The following is a 17,097-nucleotide window of genomic DNA, read 5'->3' as shown; positions in this document are numbered from 1 at the left end:
TGCGCTTGTGATCGTGATGCTGGTGATGTTTGTCCTTGGTTTCTTCCTCGACTTTATTGAAATCACCTTCGTCGTGGTGCCTATCGTTGCCCCAATCCTGTTGATGAGTGATATCAGCCCGGTATGGCTCGGCGTGATGATGGCAATGAACCTGCAAACATCCTTCCTCACACCGCCTTTTGGCTTTGCGCTCTTCTACCTAAGGGGCGTGGCACCAAAGGAAGTCACGACCATGCAGATCTACAAGGGTGTCATTCCCTTTGTCTTTATCCAGATCATCGCCTTACTTATTCTGGCGCTCTTTCCAGAACTCGCGACATGGTTACCGAAAGTCATCTTTGGCTAAATAAAACAGCCTGAAGATACATCAAAAAAAGCCGCTGAAGATAAACTTCAGCGGCTTTTTTGTTTTCCAACAAACCAAATAACTTCTTACCAACTATAGGACATAGTGGCTAAGGTGCTTAGCAATTCCCTGTTGCAGCTGACGGTCAATTTCCATCATCAAATCTTCTGTTAGCTTGTACCAAACTTTCTCTCTATCCCGCAGTTTGATGTTTTCAGCAACAGTGACAGAGCGCTCTGCCTTGGCGATCACAGATGCTTCCTTAAAGCCCTGATCATTCAAAACCTGTAATTCCACCTCTAGCACACCAGTGTAGCGTTCGGATTGATCATACGTGAACAATCCCGTAATACCCTTTTGCTGTTCCAGTTTACTTTCAGTCACCGCCGCGTTTTTAATAACAAAATTCAGGACATTGCTGTTACCTTGCGGATACAGTCTGTCCCTCGCCCAACGTTCGGATGCCTGCGCCGGGGGAATATCAAACAGGTGTTCAACATTCGGTGATTTTGCCGGGCTGACATAAGCCTGATCAACCACGACGTCCTGCACCAAAAGATTATAAGGTGGCAAATGTGTATAGGTAAGCTCGGCATATTCATAGCTAGAGGGAGCCGTTTTGCACCCCGATAGAACTGCGCCACCAAGGGCTAATCCACTAAAAACAAATGACCGTCGACTTAACATTCTGAAATTTCACCTCTGCACAAACATGAGAATTCTGCCTGAACCCAAAAAACATACAGGACAAGATCAACCTAATACCTACAAACACAATATGGCATGACAAAGGCCTTTGGCTCATAAGGTTAATTTCGTTCAGATTGTTTCGTTTTGAATCTCAGCAATCGCAGCATCGTCAAAAACATATGAGCGACCACAGAACTCACACCTAGCATCAATAACGCCATCAACCTTGTAAGAATCAACTTCTTCTGGCGAAACAGTTTTGATTACATTGGCCAGCTTTTCCCGTGAACAGCGACATCCTTCTTTCACTGGTCGCTGATCATAAACCCTGACCTGTTCATCATGAAATAGACGATAGAGTAAATCAGAAATACTAAGATCATGGTCCAACAGTTCATTTTCTGTACAACTGGACATCAAAATCATGGATCGTTGCCAATCTTCCTTAATTTCGTCGTCATCCTTGTCAGCTTGCTGATTGATCCCGCCATCACCCGGTACGTATTGCAATATCATGCCACCAGCATGCCAAGATCCCTCATTTTGAGCGACCTTTACAAGAACACCTGTATTGATCTGATCAGACTGTTTGAAATATCCTTGAATACATTCGGATAGACTGTCGCCTTCCAGCTCAACAATTCCTTGGTATCGTTCCATATGCTCACCCTGATCCACAGTAAAGGCAATATAGCCTTTGCCCGTCAAATCGGTGAGCGACAGAGTTGAATGATCTTCCGTTTTATCAAGCAGTTCTTTCAATGCCACTTCATCTATCCCGGCGCATCCTCTGATAACACCTTCGGACGTCATATCACTGACAAGCATTTTTACCGGGCCATCACTTTTGCTTTGCAAAGTAAAACAGCCTGAAAATTTCATTAGCGAAGAAAGGACACTCGTCAGGGCAAGAACCTCGCCTAACAACTCATTCACAATTTGTGGATAGTTGTGGCGTTTGAGGATCTCGTCAATAGCCGGCCCCATGCGGGCAACGCGCCCCCTGATCCCGCTTGATTCAAGCAAAAAGGGCTGAATAACATCATCCCTTAAAAACCCGGTCTCAACATTTTCCCCAACGGTGTCACTCATCTTTCGTCTCCAACGCCCTTAAAGGTTACTCATACACCAATAGAGAATACCTTTTTGGGCATGTAATCTGTTTTCAGCTTCGTCAAATACAACGGATTGTGGGCCATCGATCACATCTGCAACAACTTCTTCGCCACGATGCGCGGGTAAGCAGTGCATGAACAACGCGTCATTTTTAGCCAAGGACATTACCCGTTCATCAACCTGATAGGGTTTTAACAGGTTATGACGGTTCGCAGCGTCCTTATCGCCCATGGATACCCATGTGTCGGCAACAATACAATCACTATTCTCCACAGCTTCATCTATTGATCTGGTAACCGAAATTTTCCCACCCTGAGATTTTGCCCAATCAAGAGCTTTCTGATCCGGTGCCAGCTCGGCCGGTGTAGCCAATTTCAATTCAAAATCAAAGCGTGTCGCCGCATGTATCCACGATGTCGCAACGTTATTACCATCTCCGCACCAGGTCACTGTTTTACCCGCAATCGCACCACGATGTTCCTCGTACGTCATAACATCAGCCATCAACTGACATGGATGCGATTCATCTGTCAGGCCATTGATAACAGGAACCGTCGCATACTCGGCCAATTCATGAAGGATTTCTTCGGACGATGTCCGGATCATGATTGCGTCCACAAAACGCGACAGAACCCGGGCGGTATCCGCGATGGTTTCGCCATGTCCCATCTGTGAACTGCTGGGATCAAGCAAAACCGCATTTCCCCCAAGCTGATTAATACCAACTTCAAAGGAAACACGGGTACGGGTTGACGGTTTTTCGAAAATCATCGCCAGAGATTTACCCTCTAGCGGGCGACCGGAAATCTCCCCGGATTTTAACTTGGATCCATACCCCAGGATCTCCCGGAGTTTGCTGGTTTCAAACCGATTTAGATCTAAAAAATGTTTGGTACTTGTCATGTTATTACACCTTTAAGTCCCGGCGCCTCATCAGGCTGCCTGGGACATTCCTTTACAGACGTCTTCGAGAATTGCGATAGCTTCATCAACATGGGATCGCTCGATAACAAGCGGTGGCAATAATCGGATCACATTGTCCGCAGCACCAACACTGAGAAGACCGCCTTCGCGCATGGCTGCAATTACATCTGTATTGGGCACACGACATTTTAACCCAAGCATAAGGCCCGCGCCTCTTACTTCTTCAAAGATCGCGGGATTATTAGCAACCAGGTTTTCTAATTTGGTGCGTGTGTAATCCGAAATGGAAATAACACTTTCCATAAAACCATCTTCGAGCAAGACATCCAGAACAGCATTCCCGATCGCCATAGCCAAGGGATTACCGCCGTATGTACTGCCATGGGTACCCGGCACCATACCAGCAGCAGCTTTATTGGTTGCCATGAATGCGCCCATTGGGAAACCGCCGCCAAGCCCTTTAGCTGTCGCCAGAACATCAGGTTCTATGTCAGCCCACTCGTGCGCAAAGAGTTTCCCGGTACGACCATTACCACACTGAACTTCATCAAAGATCAGCAAGAGACCAAATTCATCACAAACGGTTCTTAAGTCTTTCAAAAAGTCCATGGATGCAGCACGGATACCACCTTCACCCTGGATTGGTTCAACCATTATCGCCGCGGTTTCATCACCAATAGCGGCACGCAACTCATTAAGGTTTTCAAAAGCAACGTGGTCAAATCCGGGTGTCTGCGGACCAAAACCATCAAGATGCTTGGCATTCCCGGCGGCTGAAAGAGCTGTCATGGTCCGACCATGGAAAGCACTGTCGCAGGTGATGATCCGGTACTTCTGCGGATTACCATTATGGCTGTGATACTTGCGTGCCAGTTTAATGGCACCTTCCAACGCTTCGGTTCCAGAGTTGGTAAAGAAAACCTTGTCAGCAAAAGAGTTCGCAACAAGACGTTCTGCCAGTGTTTCCCCGCCTGTAATTCTGTAGAGATTAGAGACATGCCACAGCTTACGCCCCTGTTCCTCTAGTGCAGCAACCAGCTTTGGATGACTGTGCCCCAGCGAATTAACCGCAATACCACCAGCAAAATCAAGATATCGTCGGTTTTCAGCAGTGTATAAATAAGGACCTTCGCCCCGCTCAAATGCGAGGTCGATACGTGCGTAGGTGGGCATTACTGCGTCACTCATGGTATCTCTCTTTTATATCTGCTGAAAAAACAAAGCCCGGGGCGACAGTCAGTCACCCCGGAGCAACGTATTAACCCAATATCAATGCCCCCTGTCAACCTGAACAAGCAGGATTCACAAGGTTTTTAGCAGATAAATCTATTTCACTGGTGTGATGGTAAAGCCTTTATCCTGCAAAAGCTTCAAAACGCCTTGTTGCCCCGGCAAATAGACCGCATCAATCACAGCTAAGCTATTTCCCTTTTCAAGGGTCTCGCCCATGCGTGAAACCATTTGAAGATTACGGCCATAAACAAGACTTTCCATATAGCTTGCCTGTGATTCCGGTGGCAAGACAGATATCTCATCCAGAACTTCCTGATAAAGAGCGCCGGATGACTGCAAGAGGAAATTATTAATTCGGGTTTGGTAGATCGCTTCCACAGTTTGAATATCAGCGGGTAATGTATCCAATAATCTTAATTGATCAGCTTCATTTGATGCATCCGCAATTTGAAGCTGCTCTTCGATAGTTTGTAATTGCAAGATTTCTATTCCAAGCTTTTTGGCGGCATCCTGAAATGTTTGATTAAGCGTTCTTATCCCCAACGAAATACGTGATGCTTCGGACGGAGGGGACGAAAAGACAACCCGCGCGGCCCAAGGTTTTAGCACATCCATCTGTCGGGCCAAATATCCATACTCATAACCAATGACCTTGATTTTTTCGAAGGTTTCTGGCGAGACAAGGTCTCTTAATCGGCGGTTATCATTATACAGCATCACGCTAAACAGCTTTTGCTTGATCGCATCATCATCGAGGATATCAACCATAAGATAATCAGCGTTTTTCAAGATGGTATGCGTAAAAGCCCCGGCATCAACAACCCGGCGATCACTGCTGTTCAATGTCCCGTATATATAACTTGGCTGAACGCCTTGTTTATCAATCTTCCACAACACTGCATCGCCATTACTTAATGGTTCAGCAACACTGGACTGCCACGTAAAAACAACCGTAAGTAAAAATAAAACACTGAGAAAGAAACGATCAAAAAACATATTTTCAGCCAATTTTCGGTATTGGCCAATCTGCGACAAAGCCATCTTGATTCCTGAAGGAATGAGTTAAATAAACCACGTTGAATTTAGGCCATTGTTACAGATATTCGTGCAAATTACATGTCTTGATTTGGGCAAAAACTACTTTTTTCACCATCTTTGCATGGTACTCGGGAAACTTGGTATCCCCGCTGCACAAGCATATTTAAAATCCCCTTTTCGCCCGGTAAATGAAGCGCTCCTACAGCTGTAAACGAGTTCCCTTTTATCAGCCCCTTCGTCATACCATTTATCATGTTTAGGTTTCGTTTGTCTAAAAGCCGCGTTATCCAAATGTCATACATTTCAGGCGGCTCTTCTTTTAAATCATCCAGAAGGGTCTGATAGAAGCTGTTTGTATCCTCAGCAAGATACATTTGAACGTACTGCTCCATCAAATCTTCATGTTTTTGTTCAGCTTCAGGTTTTTCAAGCGCTCGTATCATTGCATCCAAATAAATTTTACGATCTCGATCTCTAAAAACAGAAAGCTGTTCTCGAACAGTCTCTAAACCATTCACTTTAACCCCTTGCTCATGAGCCAAAGCCCCCAACTGGAAATCCAGTACGGCATCGCCGCTTTCCCGTTTTTCCTGATCAGGATCATTTGGCAGAGCCTTCAAAATCGGATAAATTGCCCACAACTCGAAGGTTCGCAAGATCTCCTCTTCTACATTTTGCTTTTTAGCGATACGGACTATTTTTTCATACAGATCTTGGGGTAAAACCTCGTCCAGCGTTTTACCGTCATCTCTAATCCGGACATTATATGATTCTCGAGCTTCACGCGGCGTAAGATCTATTTCCAGGTTCAAAAGATCCGCATTTGCAATATATGGCTCAACCCGGTCTTTTATCTTGAGAACACGGGGGTCTGTGACATGCATCGTACCCAAAAGATAACTGGGTGCACGGTTCCCTTTTTCAATTTTCCAGAATAATCCCTTGCTATAGGGAATAGTTGCATCTCCCCACGCATTACCCAAAAGCAGTACTTGGCTGGCAAAGATAAGAATAACTAGAATCTTATAGCAGCGAAAAGTCATCGGACGCTCTCATACTGTGCAGATTACACACTCATCGTATGAGAATAACCTAACAATCACTTCCTTATAAAAAGTGAAAAATAGATCAAATGCAGTCTAAAAGATAAGGCCGAAGCAGCCCGTCAGCTCTTGATTTTATAACCGCGTTTGAACAACAGCCAGCCGCAGAACACCATAATCAAAATCAAGCACACAAGCGTTCCACCCTGCCAGATTAAATCTTCAACAGATCCATAGCCGGTAATGCCATAGCGAAATCCGCTGATGATCCAGAACATGGGGTTGGCTTCGAAAAGCCATTGCCAGCTTTCAGGGATACGATTCAAAGTGAAAAACGTGCCGGATAAAAGTCCAAGAGGGAGGACAAGAAAATTATCCACCAAAGAGAACTGATCCCACTTGTCAGACCAAAGACCGACAAGAACACCAATCATGGAAAACAACAGTGCAGCAGAAATCGCAAAGAAAAGCGTCACACCAAGGCTATAAAGCATCGGTCCGGTAAAGACCGTCATGGCCCCCAAAAGTAAAAGCGCGACAAGAAGCGCATTCGCAATACCAGCCAAGCTGTAGCCAAATAAGAGCTCGATAGGAGACAGAGGTGCCATAAGAACATCGGTTATCACCCCTTCCTGCTTGTCGATGATCAGCATGAAACAGACATTTTGAAAAGCTGTTTGCGACAGCACAAAAACCGCAAGGCCGGGGGCAATAAACTGCAGGGCAGAAAGCCCTGGGACCATTTCACCATCTGGCCCCAGAGCCAGAGCAAATACGGTCATGAACAGCATGGTCGATACCATCGGCCCCAGAAGGCTCTCGACCCAAAACCTCATAAACCGAACAACACCACGACGGTAGAACAAAGTCCATATTCTTAAGAATGCGATAATACGCACGCCTTCACTGTGCACAATATTGCTACTTTGATCTGGCGTTGTGTCACTCATACCATCAGGCCTTTAAACGATAGCCGGTGGCAATCAAGCGATGCGTGACAAACCATAGAATAAGATTAACCACAGGTAACAGAATAGCCCCGATCAAAATATTTCCATCAGCATGGCCGATAAAACCGTAACGAAACCCATCAATCATATAAAAGAAAGGGTTGAAATGCGCCACAGCAACCCAGGTGTCAGGCAAGCGGTCAATCGAATAGAATGTTCCAGAAAGGAAGGATAGTGGCGTAATGATAAAGTTGGTCACTGCAGCAATATGATCGTATTTTTGCGCCCAGATTCCTCCCAACATACCCAAAAGAGACAACATCATGCAGGCATTAATCGCAAACCACAGCACTGATAAAGGGTGCGCCATAGAAACTGGCAAAAATAGCATCATGGCGAAAAACACTGTGAGCCCGACCATCAGACCACGGGTTATTCCACCCGCCGCAATGCCCAGCGCCATTTCCCAAGGCGCCAAAGGGGGCATGAGAATATCAACAATATTCCCCTGAACCTTGGCAATGAGAATGGACGAAGATGTGTTGGCAAAAGAGTTTTGCGTCATGGTCATCATCATCAGACCAGGCGCAAGAAAAGTAATGTAGTCAACACCACCCACCGTTCGACCCAGGCCACCAAGTGCCAGCGCAAACACTGCCAAAAACAACAGCGTTGTGATAACCGGGGCCATAAGCGTCTGTGTAAAAACGTTTAAAAAACGTTTTACTTCACGGCTGTAGAGTGTCCACAGACCAAGGGTGTTCACACGACCTATGGTACGGGGAGCGATTTGGGTGAGTTTTTGATCGATCAAAGCCATGCGACACATTTACGCAACCATTCCACTGGCTTCAAGGGGAAGATCCTAATTACTTCTTATTTTTGCCATTTTTATTTCCCGCCTCAATGAAGAAACACCAAATAAACGATCTAGGACTTTAAACCTTTTAGCAAATTCTTGAGTTCCTGCTTCCTGTCCATAGGTATTAAGCGCCAATCACAGCCTATGATCGCCCCTTCCAATGCATAGAGATAGTTCACTGAAAGTCGCTGTTCATCGCAAAATCGAAAATACAACCGCCTGAACACCTCTTCTGTGCCGAGCTCAATCAATTGATCAGAAGACGTAATGCCAATATCGACCAATTGAGCAACCGATTTAGGGCCCAGATTTTTCAGGGCAAGAAGCTCTTCTTTTGAAGCAGGATTCATTATGAAATAAATTTTCGACAAAACAATTGGCCCCGGAACCTCTCCGTGGCATGTATAAGAACATGATGGAACGGCCAGAAAAAAACAACCGCGAACAACCCAAACGCAAAGTCCCGCGCAAAGCCACAGCAAAATATCTGGGCAACGTTGCCAGGTTCTATTTGGAACGCTACGCAACGACCGAGGCCGGCTTGCGTCGCTATCTTATGCGCAAAGTAAACCTCTCGGCCAAAGAACACGGAACAATCCCTCAAGAAGGGGCAGAGATCATTGAAGGTCTGATCACAAAGTTTCGTGATTTGAACTTCCTGAACGACGCACGATATGCCGAGGGACGAAGTGGCAGTTTACATCGCAAAGGCATGTCTCTTCGCGCGATACGACAAGACCTATCGGTCAAAGGCGTCCCCGAACATCACATTAACACTGCCATAGACCTTATCCGTGAAGAGAGTAGTAATCCCGATCTGGAAGCTGCGATTTCCTATGCGCGCAGACGCCGCCTTGGCCCTTACCGAACAGATGATAAACGGGAAGAACGCCGCGACAAGGACCTTGCCGCACTTGGCCGCAAAGGCTTTTCGTTTGCCATCGCTGAACGCGTCATTCTCGCCGATGATATTGAAGAGCTGGAAAGCGAGGCAGGACTCTAGCTTTCGACCGGGACTTACCTTGCCAGTCAGTTTTATTCTCTAGGTTTTCTGGCAACAGCACACCACAGCCGGTGCGGAATAAACAAGGGATCATTGGGGAATTCTCGATGAAGCAAATCGGCATGCTCTTTGTCAAAGGCAACAACATCTTCAGGGGACAAGGAAGCTGAAACACCTGCGGAAGCCCTGATACGCCCGCGCCAGTCTTCGTGGCTGTAGCGAACGAGCAGATCCTGACTAAAGGTTTCAATCTCTTCAAAGCCACCCCTTGCCATGTCAATCGTCCACTGCGGATAGATCCCGGTTCCATCCGACATCCCCCACCTCGGATTGTGCTTTTGGATAAGGCTTTCTGTGGCCGATACAACATTGCCTGGCAAAGGAAGCCAGTCAAAATGGCAAATAGCCAGATACCCCCCGGGCCTGAGTATCCTCTGGCACTCTTTTGTGGCCCTTGCGGCTTCGAACCAATGCCAGCATTGCCCCGCTGTTACTACGTCAAAACGGCCACTTTCAAGACCTGTTTCTTCTGAACTCCCCCGTTGAAAAGTAACACTAACGCCTTCGTCCTGCGCCATTAATCGCGCCTGTTCCAAAATAGCCTCAGCAGGATCAACCCCGATCACGTCGACGCCCCGTGCCGCAAATCCACGGGCAAGGGTTCCTGTCCCAGTTCCCAAATCAACAAGGGATTGTCCCGGAATAGCGATCCCCCGCTCTTGTAAAAGATCAAAAACAATTGCAGGAAATCCGGCCCTGTGTTTAGCGTAATCCTGAGCAGTTTTTCCAAAATCTATTCCATCAGAATTTACTTTCCCGATTTCCCGCATTTTTCTTTTCCATCAATAATATTCTTGAAAGCTCGAACTTACCGGATGGCAAGTTTGATTGCGTTGGTGTCCGCCAATGCCCTGCTATTTAAAGCATAAGAGAGCCTTAACACCTGAAGCAGAAATTTATTCATTATTTTTATGTCAGAATAATGTGATCAATAGATCATTGAAAACCTGCTCAAAACCTACAATCATTACTATAGGACAACAGAACCCTAAAACCAACGCGATTATATTACCAAGGGGAACAGATCACATGAAAATAAAGACAATCACCTTAGCAATTTCGCTTCTCGGTTTCCTATTGAGTATAACCGGTCCAAGTTTGGCCGCGGGCAGTGGTAGCTGGAGCAATAACTCAAACACAGACCTGAAAAATGCGATTGAGTTGATTGAAAATAAAAAATACAGCGACGCACAACCTTTGCTGCAAAAGGCTATAAAAGCAGAACCGGATAATGCAGATGCCTATAACATGCTGGGGTACAGCCAGCGTAAAATGGGAAACAAAGATGTTGCCCTTGGCTATTACACCAAAGCGCTCGATTTGAACCCGCGACATCGCGGAGCAAATGAATATCTTGGTCAACTTTATCTGGAACTTAATGAGCCAGCCAAAGCAAAAGAACGTTTGGAAGTGCTGGATAAAAGCTGCACCTTTGGATGCGATGAATACACATCACTCAAAGAAGCTATCGAAGCTTACGAACAAACTCAATAAAACTAACTCAAAATAAAACTCTGCGTCAGACCGCGGGTAGATCCTTTGCACTTTCAAGTGACCAGATATCCATTCCGTCCTGCCGCCCTCTGACCTGAATATGTTGCCGGGGAAAGTCATCCAGATTGACCCCGGCAATTTTTGCAAGTGGTTGAGATACAACAAGCTGCGCTTTCAAATCTTTGGTCATTCCCTCTAGACGACTGGCGGTATTCACGGCATCACCAATTGCCGTAATAGATGTTGCCTGTCCCCACCCCAATTCACCCACGATTACCGGTCCCGTGTGAACACCTATGCCAATACGAAGAGGTTCGGGCAATTCATGGGCAAGATGTGCATTCAGTTCATCCAGCTTTTCGGACATTCGTCGTGCTGCTCGCAAAGCATTTTTGCACCCCGTTTCCACACCGCGATCAATGCCAAAAAGCGCCATAACACCATCGCCAATAAATTTATCCAGACGTCCGCCAGACTCTTCGACTGCAGTTCCCATTGCTTCAAAATAGCGATTCAGAATGAACACGATGTCATAGGGAAGCTTCTTTTCAGAAAGGGTCGTAAATCCACGAATATCAGCAAATAGTATGGCAATTTCACGTTCCTGCCCTTGTGAAATTGAACTGTGCTCCCGTCGGGCTGCCTTCAAACCACTTTTCGCAGGTAATAAAGGTGTCACCTCGACATCAGAAATGGGATAGGTCTGGCACGCCAAACGCATATTATCTGACGCAGCGATCCGGGTAAGCACCTTCAGTTCACCGGCTTCACTTTCAGGCAAATGGTCCAACCCCTTACCAACCCGAACGCGACAGGTAGAACAACGTCCCTTCCCTCCACAAACTGCTGCATGGGGAATATTATTCAGGTGGCTTACATCAAGTAAACTTGTGCCCTTTATCGCGCGAAACGACTTGCCGTTGGGGTACGTAACCTTAAAAGTACCTTGCCATCGCTGAATAGCAAACCGTGCCCAACGCCCGACGACAATCACAATAATCACCACAGCAAAGGCACATTGAATAATTCTCTCCAGGTCGTAAATTTCCTGTGCTTCTTCCGCCGTAGGCAGATTGTAACCGCCAAAGAATGATTTCAACCATTCGGGGTCATCGGCCAGCTTAAGCATATCAAGGCCCGCAACATAATACCCCGCCATGGAAAGCACAGGAATAACCACGGCAAACGAAAGTGCCAGCGATTTATAGTTTTCATAAGCGGGTTTATATCTGAGCCAATAGTGAATACCGACACAACCGTGCACCCAGGCCAAAATCATCAATACAGCCTGTCGCAGGCCAGTATCAAGATTGTAAACAATCAAGACATAAAGCACGTAAAAATAATTATCTTCAACACCATAGATTTCATGTGCAAACCGGGTACCCAAGATATGCAGAATCAATAGAAAAGGAATAAGCAAACCAGAAAGAAGCTGGGCCATTTCCCAAAACTTCATATGTAAATGCTGTCGCTGATAAACACCCCACAAAGAAAGAGCCATATGTGAGGATAAAGAAAAGTACAGAAGCAAAGTGCCAACCGGATTACGCCACAAAGCCAAAAAAGCTTTGCGCCCCTCATCCATAGCTGCGATAGAGTGAAGCCCGAGAACATGGTTCAAAAGATGGGTTAGTATGTAAATAAAAAGTACAAGCCCACCATAGAGACGAATTGTCCGAACCATATAGTTTTACCCTTCTCTCTATCTCTTTATTATTTCTTTGCCCCAAAGATAAGGGCCGTCCAGCAATAAAAACATGCACTTTTCCTTAATTATCCGGGCTTATTGTCGTTCTAGTTATAAATTCTTGTCGCGAAAAGAACGAGTAATTAATTAATAGATAAGTAGGATAATAGGGAATAGGAATGATATCCAGTGCAGGAAACAAGTATCGTGACATCAAGATTATCCAGAGAAGAAAGAGCCGCTCGTCGTAAAAAGCGGCGCGAAAAGCTTCTTCAAGAACTTGATTCTTCTATTCCATCTCCCTGTACATCGGTCTGCCAGATGGATGATCTGACACAACTATGTATTGGCTGTCATCGTACAATCGACGAGATCAGAGACTGGGTCATCATGACTGGGGATGAAAAAAAAGACCTTTTGGAATCAATCAACCAACGACGGACTGGCATGGTTGCTTAGTTAGATCGCGATCACGTTCATCTGATTTTATTTTTCACCCGCTTCTATAAAACTCTCCACAAGAGCTGCCAGATCTTTTGCCAGGATTTTGGGATCTGCTCGTAAAGCTTTTTGGGTCACACAATACCCTTCAAAAAACGGCAAAAGAATATTTACAATTCGGGTAATTTTTTCATGTTCGACAGAGACACGACAAGACATGGTTAATAGCTGACAAAAAAGTTTGTGTGTTTGCTGATAAAACGTATCAAGCATGACTTCAATTGCATCATGCCGTGTGGATAGAGACCAGAGTTCTTTAAAAACAACTGCACAGCTATCAAAACTATCGTGAGTAAGAATTTCTATAAAAATCTGCTCCAGAGAGCAATTCGTTCGCTCTCCCCAATTTTCATCCAGGTACTCTGTGAGAAAATTATGGAGGATGGCACTTAATAGCTCTTCTTTGTTTTTATAATGATATTGAAGATTGCCGAGGCTCATTCCGGATCGCTCGGCAACCCGTCGCATCGACAAACCTTCACCACCATATTCTTCAAGAAGTGCGAGCGTTGCCGCTGCAATTGCTGCCCTTTTCAAATTATTTTGCTGCTCTCTTGATGTCGGCACAGGCCTCACCTTTTTCAGTTCTTTTCTAAGCCCTATTGAAATTTAGGTCTAATGACCTAAATAATGTTCTCGATACAACATATACCATGAGGGAAGTCATGAAAGGCTTAATCGTCAACGAAAAAACCATTGTTCTCACCGATGGTCTTAAAAAACCAAAACCGGGGAAGGGGGAAGTCCTCATCAAAGTACATAGCGCTTCGCTTAATCCTTATGATTTGGAAAGCGCAGCAGGCATATATGATAGTTATTTCAAGGAGTACGGCTTTGATCATCCCGTCCAAACAGGTCTTGAATTCGCAGGAACCCTTGAGACAGGCGGTACAAAATTCAACATTGGCGAACGCGTCTACGGCTATGCACACTTAATAACGGGCTGTAAAACCCACGCTGAATATATCACCCTGCCCGAAGAATATATATCGACAATACCGTCAGATCTGAGCTTTGAAGAAGCAGCAGCCCTACCAATCGGTGTTCTGACATCCCTTTCCATCTATGAAGATCTTTCCCCCAAAGCATCTGATTTAAAGGTTTTAATTATCGGTGCTTCTGGTGGAGTGGGCGTCTATGCAACACAGTTGGCAAAACAAAGGGGGCATCATACTACAGCGCTTGCCGGAAAGGGACATACCGATTTCCTAAAAGACCTGGGTGCAGATGAAGCATACGAATACACCGAAAAATTACTAAGTGATTTGGAAGGAAATTACGACCTTATTCTGGACTTCTCCACTCGCTTTACCCTTGAGGACTGCCGCTTTCTCCTGAGCGCTTCAGGGAAGTTTATTCCGGCACTGCCAAACGATCAGAATGGAGGTACATCAGAAGACCAACACATCGCCTACCTGATGGTAATGCATGGCGATACAAGCCGACTGAAATCAGTAGAACCTCTGTTAAAAAACAAAGCCCTCAGACCTGTTGTTGAAGAAGTCTATCGCTTTAACAAATACAATGAGGCTCTCACGCACCTACAAAAAAGCGGCAAGCGCGGACGGATCATTTTAAACTGGTAATTTCGACTATTGTATTAACAGGATCTGCTTTGATGTATCAGATCCTGTTACCAACCTTTTATCGGCCTCTCTTATATGAAATTTTGAAGCAATGAAGTTCTCAAATAATTAATATTAAATGAATCAGATCGAATTCTCCTATATTAATAATTATGTTCCAAAAGAACCAAAATCCTCTCTACCAAAGATAGAGTGATAGGCTTCAAGATTTTATTTTTGAAAGAACCAATCAACTTTGAGCCAAGAGAAAACAGGACGAAATACGGGGTTGTGATGTGAATAAACCACTCTCAATTCTCTAGCACAGAAATAAATACAAGTATTACGTTTAAATTAAACGTTTCTTTAGTCTTTTGCCCTCAATAATGCCTGTTCCTAAACTTTCCGAACAGATGGATCAGCACAGAATGAAGAAGATGATGACCATCGACAAACACAGGTAAAAAACATGAAAAATGCCTTCCAGAGCCTGAGCTTCAGGCTTGTTGGATTGACAGCGATTATGGTTATTCTTGGATTTGCAGCTGTCATTTCCTATTCAACAGTCAGCCAATATCAAAATGCACAGGATAATGCCAAAAGCTATCTATCCAGTCTGTCAGCACAATACGCACTGGATGTTCAGCTTGATATTGAAGAAGCGCTCGTTGCAGCCCGTGGTATGGCAAATGCGATTGAAGGCCCTCTCAGAAATGGTTCGACCGATCGTGATAGCTTTGCCCAAATCGTAGAAAATACGATTCGTCGTTACCCCAATCTAGTAGGCGGCGCCGTGGGCTTTGACAGTAACGTGGGGGGCAATGACAATGATTTTGCCGGAAAGGGTTACAACGATAAAGCGGGACGTTTACTCCCTTATTTTTATCAAGATGGCAACGGCGGCGTTGCTTGGGAACCGCTCGCGCTTGGCGGTGATAGTGGATCAGAACTCTGGTATGATCTCCCCAAAAATACAAAACAGGAAGTCGTAACGGAACCCTACGTGTATCCGGTAAACGGGGAAGATGTTGTTATGACAACAGCTACCGTTCCCATTTTTAACGCCAAGGATCAGGCTGTCGGTGTCGCAACAACCGATATGGCCCTTAAAGACATTCAGGTCCGTCTGTCAGAATTAAAACTATTTGAAAGCGGAACAGTTTCTCTTATCACTTCCACGGGTATGTGGATTTCACACCCAGATGATAAAAAACTGGCAACCATCGAAAAAAGTACAGCCCTTGCGACAGTTCTCAAGGAATTGGCTGCGGGGAAAAGCTTTTATGGGAACATAAATGATTCATCCGTCGGCGGTGATAGATACCTGTCGGTACAGCCCGTCACATTTGGTAAAAGTGACGCGATCTGGGGCGTTATCGTCTCCGCCCCGGAAAGTGAAATCATGGCATCGGCTAATGATTCACGAAATCTGACAATTCTTCTTTCTCTTTTGGTTGTCATCGCAGTGATTGCGATCAATGGTCTTATTGGGACCAAAGCGATGTCGCTACTACGAAAAGTAACCGATAGCATGCAACGCCTTGCCGAGGGCGAGACAGATATTCAGATTCCAGCGCGAGACCGAAGCGATGAAATTGGTGCAATTGCCAGAACTGTCGAGGTTTTCCGTACAAACGCCTTGGACAAACAGCGCTTAGAAGCAGAACAGATACAACTGCAAAAAGCTGCCGCAGCTGAAAAGAAAGCGACTCTGGATCAGGTTGCAACTCGGTTCCAACAAGGTGTTAGTACCTTGATCGACGATATTGAGACTTCGGTAAATGATATGAAATCCTTTGCTGACAACATGAACGTAATGTCCCAACAGACCCGAACCCGTGCGTCCGAAGCATCATCATCGTCAGACACAGCAAATCAAAGCGCACAGGCCGTTGCCAGTGCGTCTGAACAACTTGCCGCTTCTGTGGGCGAAATCGGACGTCAAGTTGGTCAAGCCACATCGATCACCAGCGAGGCTGTTGCTGAAGCCAGTAGATCAAATGAAAATGTGCAGTCTCTTGCACAGGCCGCTCAACGCATCGGAGAGGTATTAAAGCTCATCTCTGATATTGCAGAGCAAACCAACCTGTTGGCACTTAACGCGACAATCGAAGCCGCCCGTGCCGGGGAAGCTGGTAAAGGCTTTGCCGTTGTTGCAAGTGAAGTTAAATCACTGGCAACACAGACATCCAATGCTACGGGTGAGATCGAACAGCAGGTTATCGCTATCCAGAACGAAACCAAGAATGCCGTTGAATCTATTGGTCACATCAGCACCGTTATCGGCAAAATTGATGAGATCAGCACTGTCATTGCTGGTGCTGTTGAGGAACAGGGTTCGGCAACACAGGATATTTCATCCAAAATTCAACTGGTCGCTTCTGGTGTCGGTTCAATTCTGGAGAGTATTTCCGGTGTTGACGAGGTATCAATCCAGACCGATACCGCCGCACATTCTGTTGTTGAAACAATCAACAATCTGGACAAAAAAGTCCAGGCCCTGAACGAAGAAGCTTCAAGGCTCGTATCAGAAGTGCGCAGCGCTTGAGAGCGTGAAATAGCTTCTATCAACGAAAAGGCCT

General features: G+C 45.6%; 18 protein-coding genes. 6 read left to right on the top strand and 12 right to left on the bottom strand.

Annotated elements, in window-relative coordinates; genetic code table 11:
- Positions 1–346: TRAP transporter large permease subunit (locus WH95_RS19130; protein WP_157846026.1), on the top strand; the 346-nt coding region annotated here is incomplete at its 5' end.
- 93 nt (positions 347–439) lie between these two features.
- On the opposite strand, the gene WH95_RS19125 is transcribed toward WH95_RS19130, so the two are convergent.
- From WH95_RS19125 to WH95_RS19085, 9 genes are all read right to left on the bottom strand, one after another.
- Positions 440–1,033 (bottom strand): hypothetical protein, encoded by a 594-nt coding sequence (locus WH95_RS19125; protein ID WP_046510010.1) that lies wholly within the window; start codon positions 1,031–1,033, stop codon positions 440–442.
- A gap of 132 nt (positions 1,034–1,165) precedes the next feature.
- A complete protein-coding gene (gene hslO / locus WH95_RS19120) occupies positions 1,166–2,128 on the bottom strand; it encodes an Hsp33 family molecular chaperone HslO (RefSeq protein ID WP_046510009.1) in 963 nt (320 codons plus the stop codon).
- 18 nt (positions 2,129–2,146) lie between these two features.
- Positions 2,147–3,055, bottom strand: coding sequence for an ornithine carbamoyltransferase (gene argF, locus WH95_RS19115; RefSeq protein WP_046510008.1), 909 nt, complete (start codon positions 3,053–3,055; stop codon positions 2,147–2,149).
- A 30-nt stretch (positions 3,056–3,085) separates the two neighbouring features.
- Positions 3,086–4,264 (bottom strand): aspartate aminotransferase family protein, encoded by a 1,179-nt coding sequence (locus WH95_RS19110; RefSeq protein ID WP_046510007.1) that lies wholly within the window; start codon positions 4,262–4,264, stop codon positions 3,086–3,088.
- A gap of 138 nt (positions 4,265–4,402) precedes the next feature.
- Complete coding sequence (locus WH95_RS19105; RefSeq protein ID WP_046510006.1) at positions 4,403–5,350, bottom strand: TraB/GumN family protein; 948 nt, start codon at positions 5,348–5,350, stop codon at positions 4,403–4,405.
- A gap of 71 nt (positions 5,351–5,421) precedes the next feature.
- Positions 5,422–6,390, bottom strand: a complete 969-nt coding sequence (locus tag WH95_RS19100) for a TraB/GumN family protein (RefSeq protein WP_046510005.1) — start codon at positions 6,388–6,390, stop codon at positions 5,422–5,424.
- Positions 6,391–6,512: 122 nt separating this feature from the next.
- Complete coding sequence (locus tag WH95_RS19095; protein ID WP_052742164.1) at positions 6,513–7,340, bottom strand: ABC transporter permease; 828 nt, start codon at positions 7,338–7,340, stop codon at positions 6,513–6,515.
- Positions 7,341–7,344: 4 nt separating this feature from the next.
- Positions 7,345–8,169: an ABC transporter permease gene (locus WH95_RS19090; protein ID WP_046510004.1), complete on the bottom strand. Its 825-nt coding sequence runs from the start codon at positions 8,167–8,169 to the stop codon at positions 7,345–7,347.
- Between the two features lie 101 nt (positions 8,170–8,270).
- Positions 8,271–8,552, bottom strand: a complete 282-nt coding sequence (locus WH95_RS19085; RefSeq protein WP_046510003.1) for a TfoX/Sxy family DNA transformation protein — start codon at positions 8,550–8,552, stop codon at positions 8,271–8,273.
- 50 nt (positions 8,553–8,602) lie between these two features.
- Here WH95_RS19085 and WH95_RS19080 point away from each other — a divergent pair, with 50 nt between their 5' ends.
- Positions 8,603–9,205 carry a regulatory protein RecX gene (locus WH95_RS19080; RefSeq protein ID WP_204247842.1) on the top strand — a complete coding sequence of 201 codons (603 nt, stop codon included), beginning with the start codon at positions 8,603–8,605 and terminating at the stop codon, positions 9,203–9,205.
- Positions 9,206–9,237: 32 nt separating this feature from the next.
- Here WH95_RS19080 and WH95_RS19075 read toward each other — a convergent pair whose 3' ends face one another.
- Positions 9,238–10,035 (bottom strand): class I SAM-dependent methyltransferase, encoded by a 798-nt coding sequence (locus WH95_RS19075; RefSeq protein ID WP_046510001.1) that lies wholly within the window; start codon positions 10,033–10,035, stop codon positions 9,238–9,240.
- Between the two features lie 259 nt (positions 10,036–10,294).
- Here WH95_RS19075 and WH95_RS19070 point away from each other — a divergent pair, with 259 nt between their 5' ends.
- Positions 10,295–10,759 carry a tetratricopeptide repeat protein gene (locus tag WH95_RS19070; protein ID WP_046510000.1) on the top strand — a complete coding sequence of 155 codons (465 nt, stop codon included), beginning with the start codon at positions 10,295–10,297 and terminating at the stop codon, positions 10,757–10,759.
- A 25-nt stretch (positions 10,760–10,784) separates the two neighbouring features.
- Here the strand turns inward: WH95_RS19070 and WH95_RS19065 are convergent, their stop codons facing one another.
- The gene (locus tag WH95_RS19065; RefSeq protein WP_046509999.1) at positions 10,785–12,446 is read right to left on the bottom strand and encodes an adenylate/guanylate cyclase domain-containing protein; all 1,662 of its coding nucleotides are present in this window, start codon (positions 12,444–12,446) and stop codon (positions 10,785–10,787) included.
- 210 nt (positions 12,447–12,656) lie between these two features.
- On the opposite strand from WH95_RS19065, the gene WH95_RS21755 reads away from it, so the two are divergent.
- Positions 12,657–12,908 (top strand): DUF1289 domain-containing protein, encoded by a 252-nt coding sequence (locus tag WH95_RS21755; RefSeq protein ID WP_113772060.1) that lies wholly within the window; start codon positions 12,657–12,659, stop codon positions 12,906–12,908.
- Positions 12,909–12,935: 27 nt separating this feature from the next.
- Here WH95_RS21755 and WH95_RS20830 read toward each other — a convergent pair whose 3' ends face one another.
- Positions 12,936–13,517 (bottom strand): TetR/AcrR family transcriptional regulator, encoded by a 582-nt coding sequence (locus tag WH95_RS20830; RefSeq protein ID WP_052742162.1) that lies wholly within the window; start codon positions 13,515–13,517, stop codon positions 12,936–12,938.
- A gap of 98 nt (positions 13,518–13,615) precedes the next feature.
- Here WH95_RS20830 and WH95_RS19050 point away from each other — a divergent pair, with 98 nt between their 5' ends.
- Entirely contained in the window at positions 13,616–14,536 is a 921-nt protein-coding gene (locus tag WH95_RS19050) for an NADP-dependent oxidoreductase (RefSeq protein WP_046509997.1), read from the top strand.
- A 448-nt stretch (positions 14,537–14,984) separates the two neighbouring features.
- Positions 14,985–17,063: a methyl-accepting chemotaxis protein gene (locus tag WH95_RS19045; protein ID WP_046509996.1), complete on the top strand. Its 2,079-nt coding sequence runs from the start codon at positions 14,985–14,987 to the stop codon at positions 17,061–17,063.
- The last annotated feature ends 34 nt before the right edge of the window (positions 17,064–17,097 follow it).

It is taken from the genome of Kiloniella litopenaei, from assembly GCF_000982415.1.
In the GTDB taxonomy this organism is placed as follows: Bacteria; Pseudomonadota; Alphaproteobacteria; order Kiloniellales; family Kiloniellaceae; genus Kiloniella; species Kiloniella litopenaei.
This window is presented reverse-complemented; position numbering and strand designations above follow the sequence as displayed.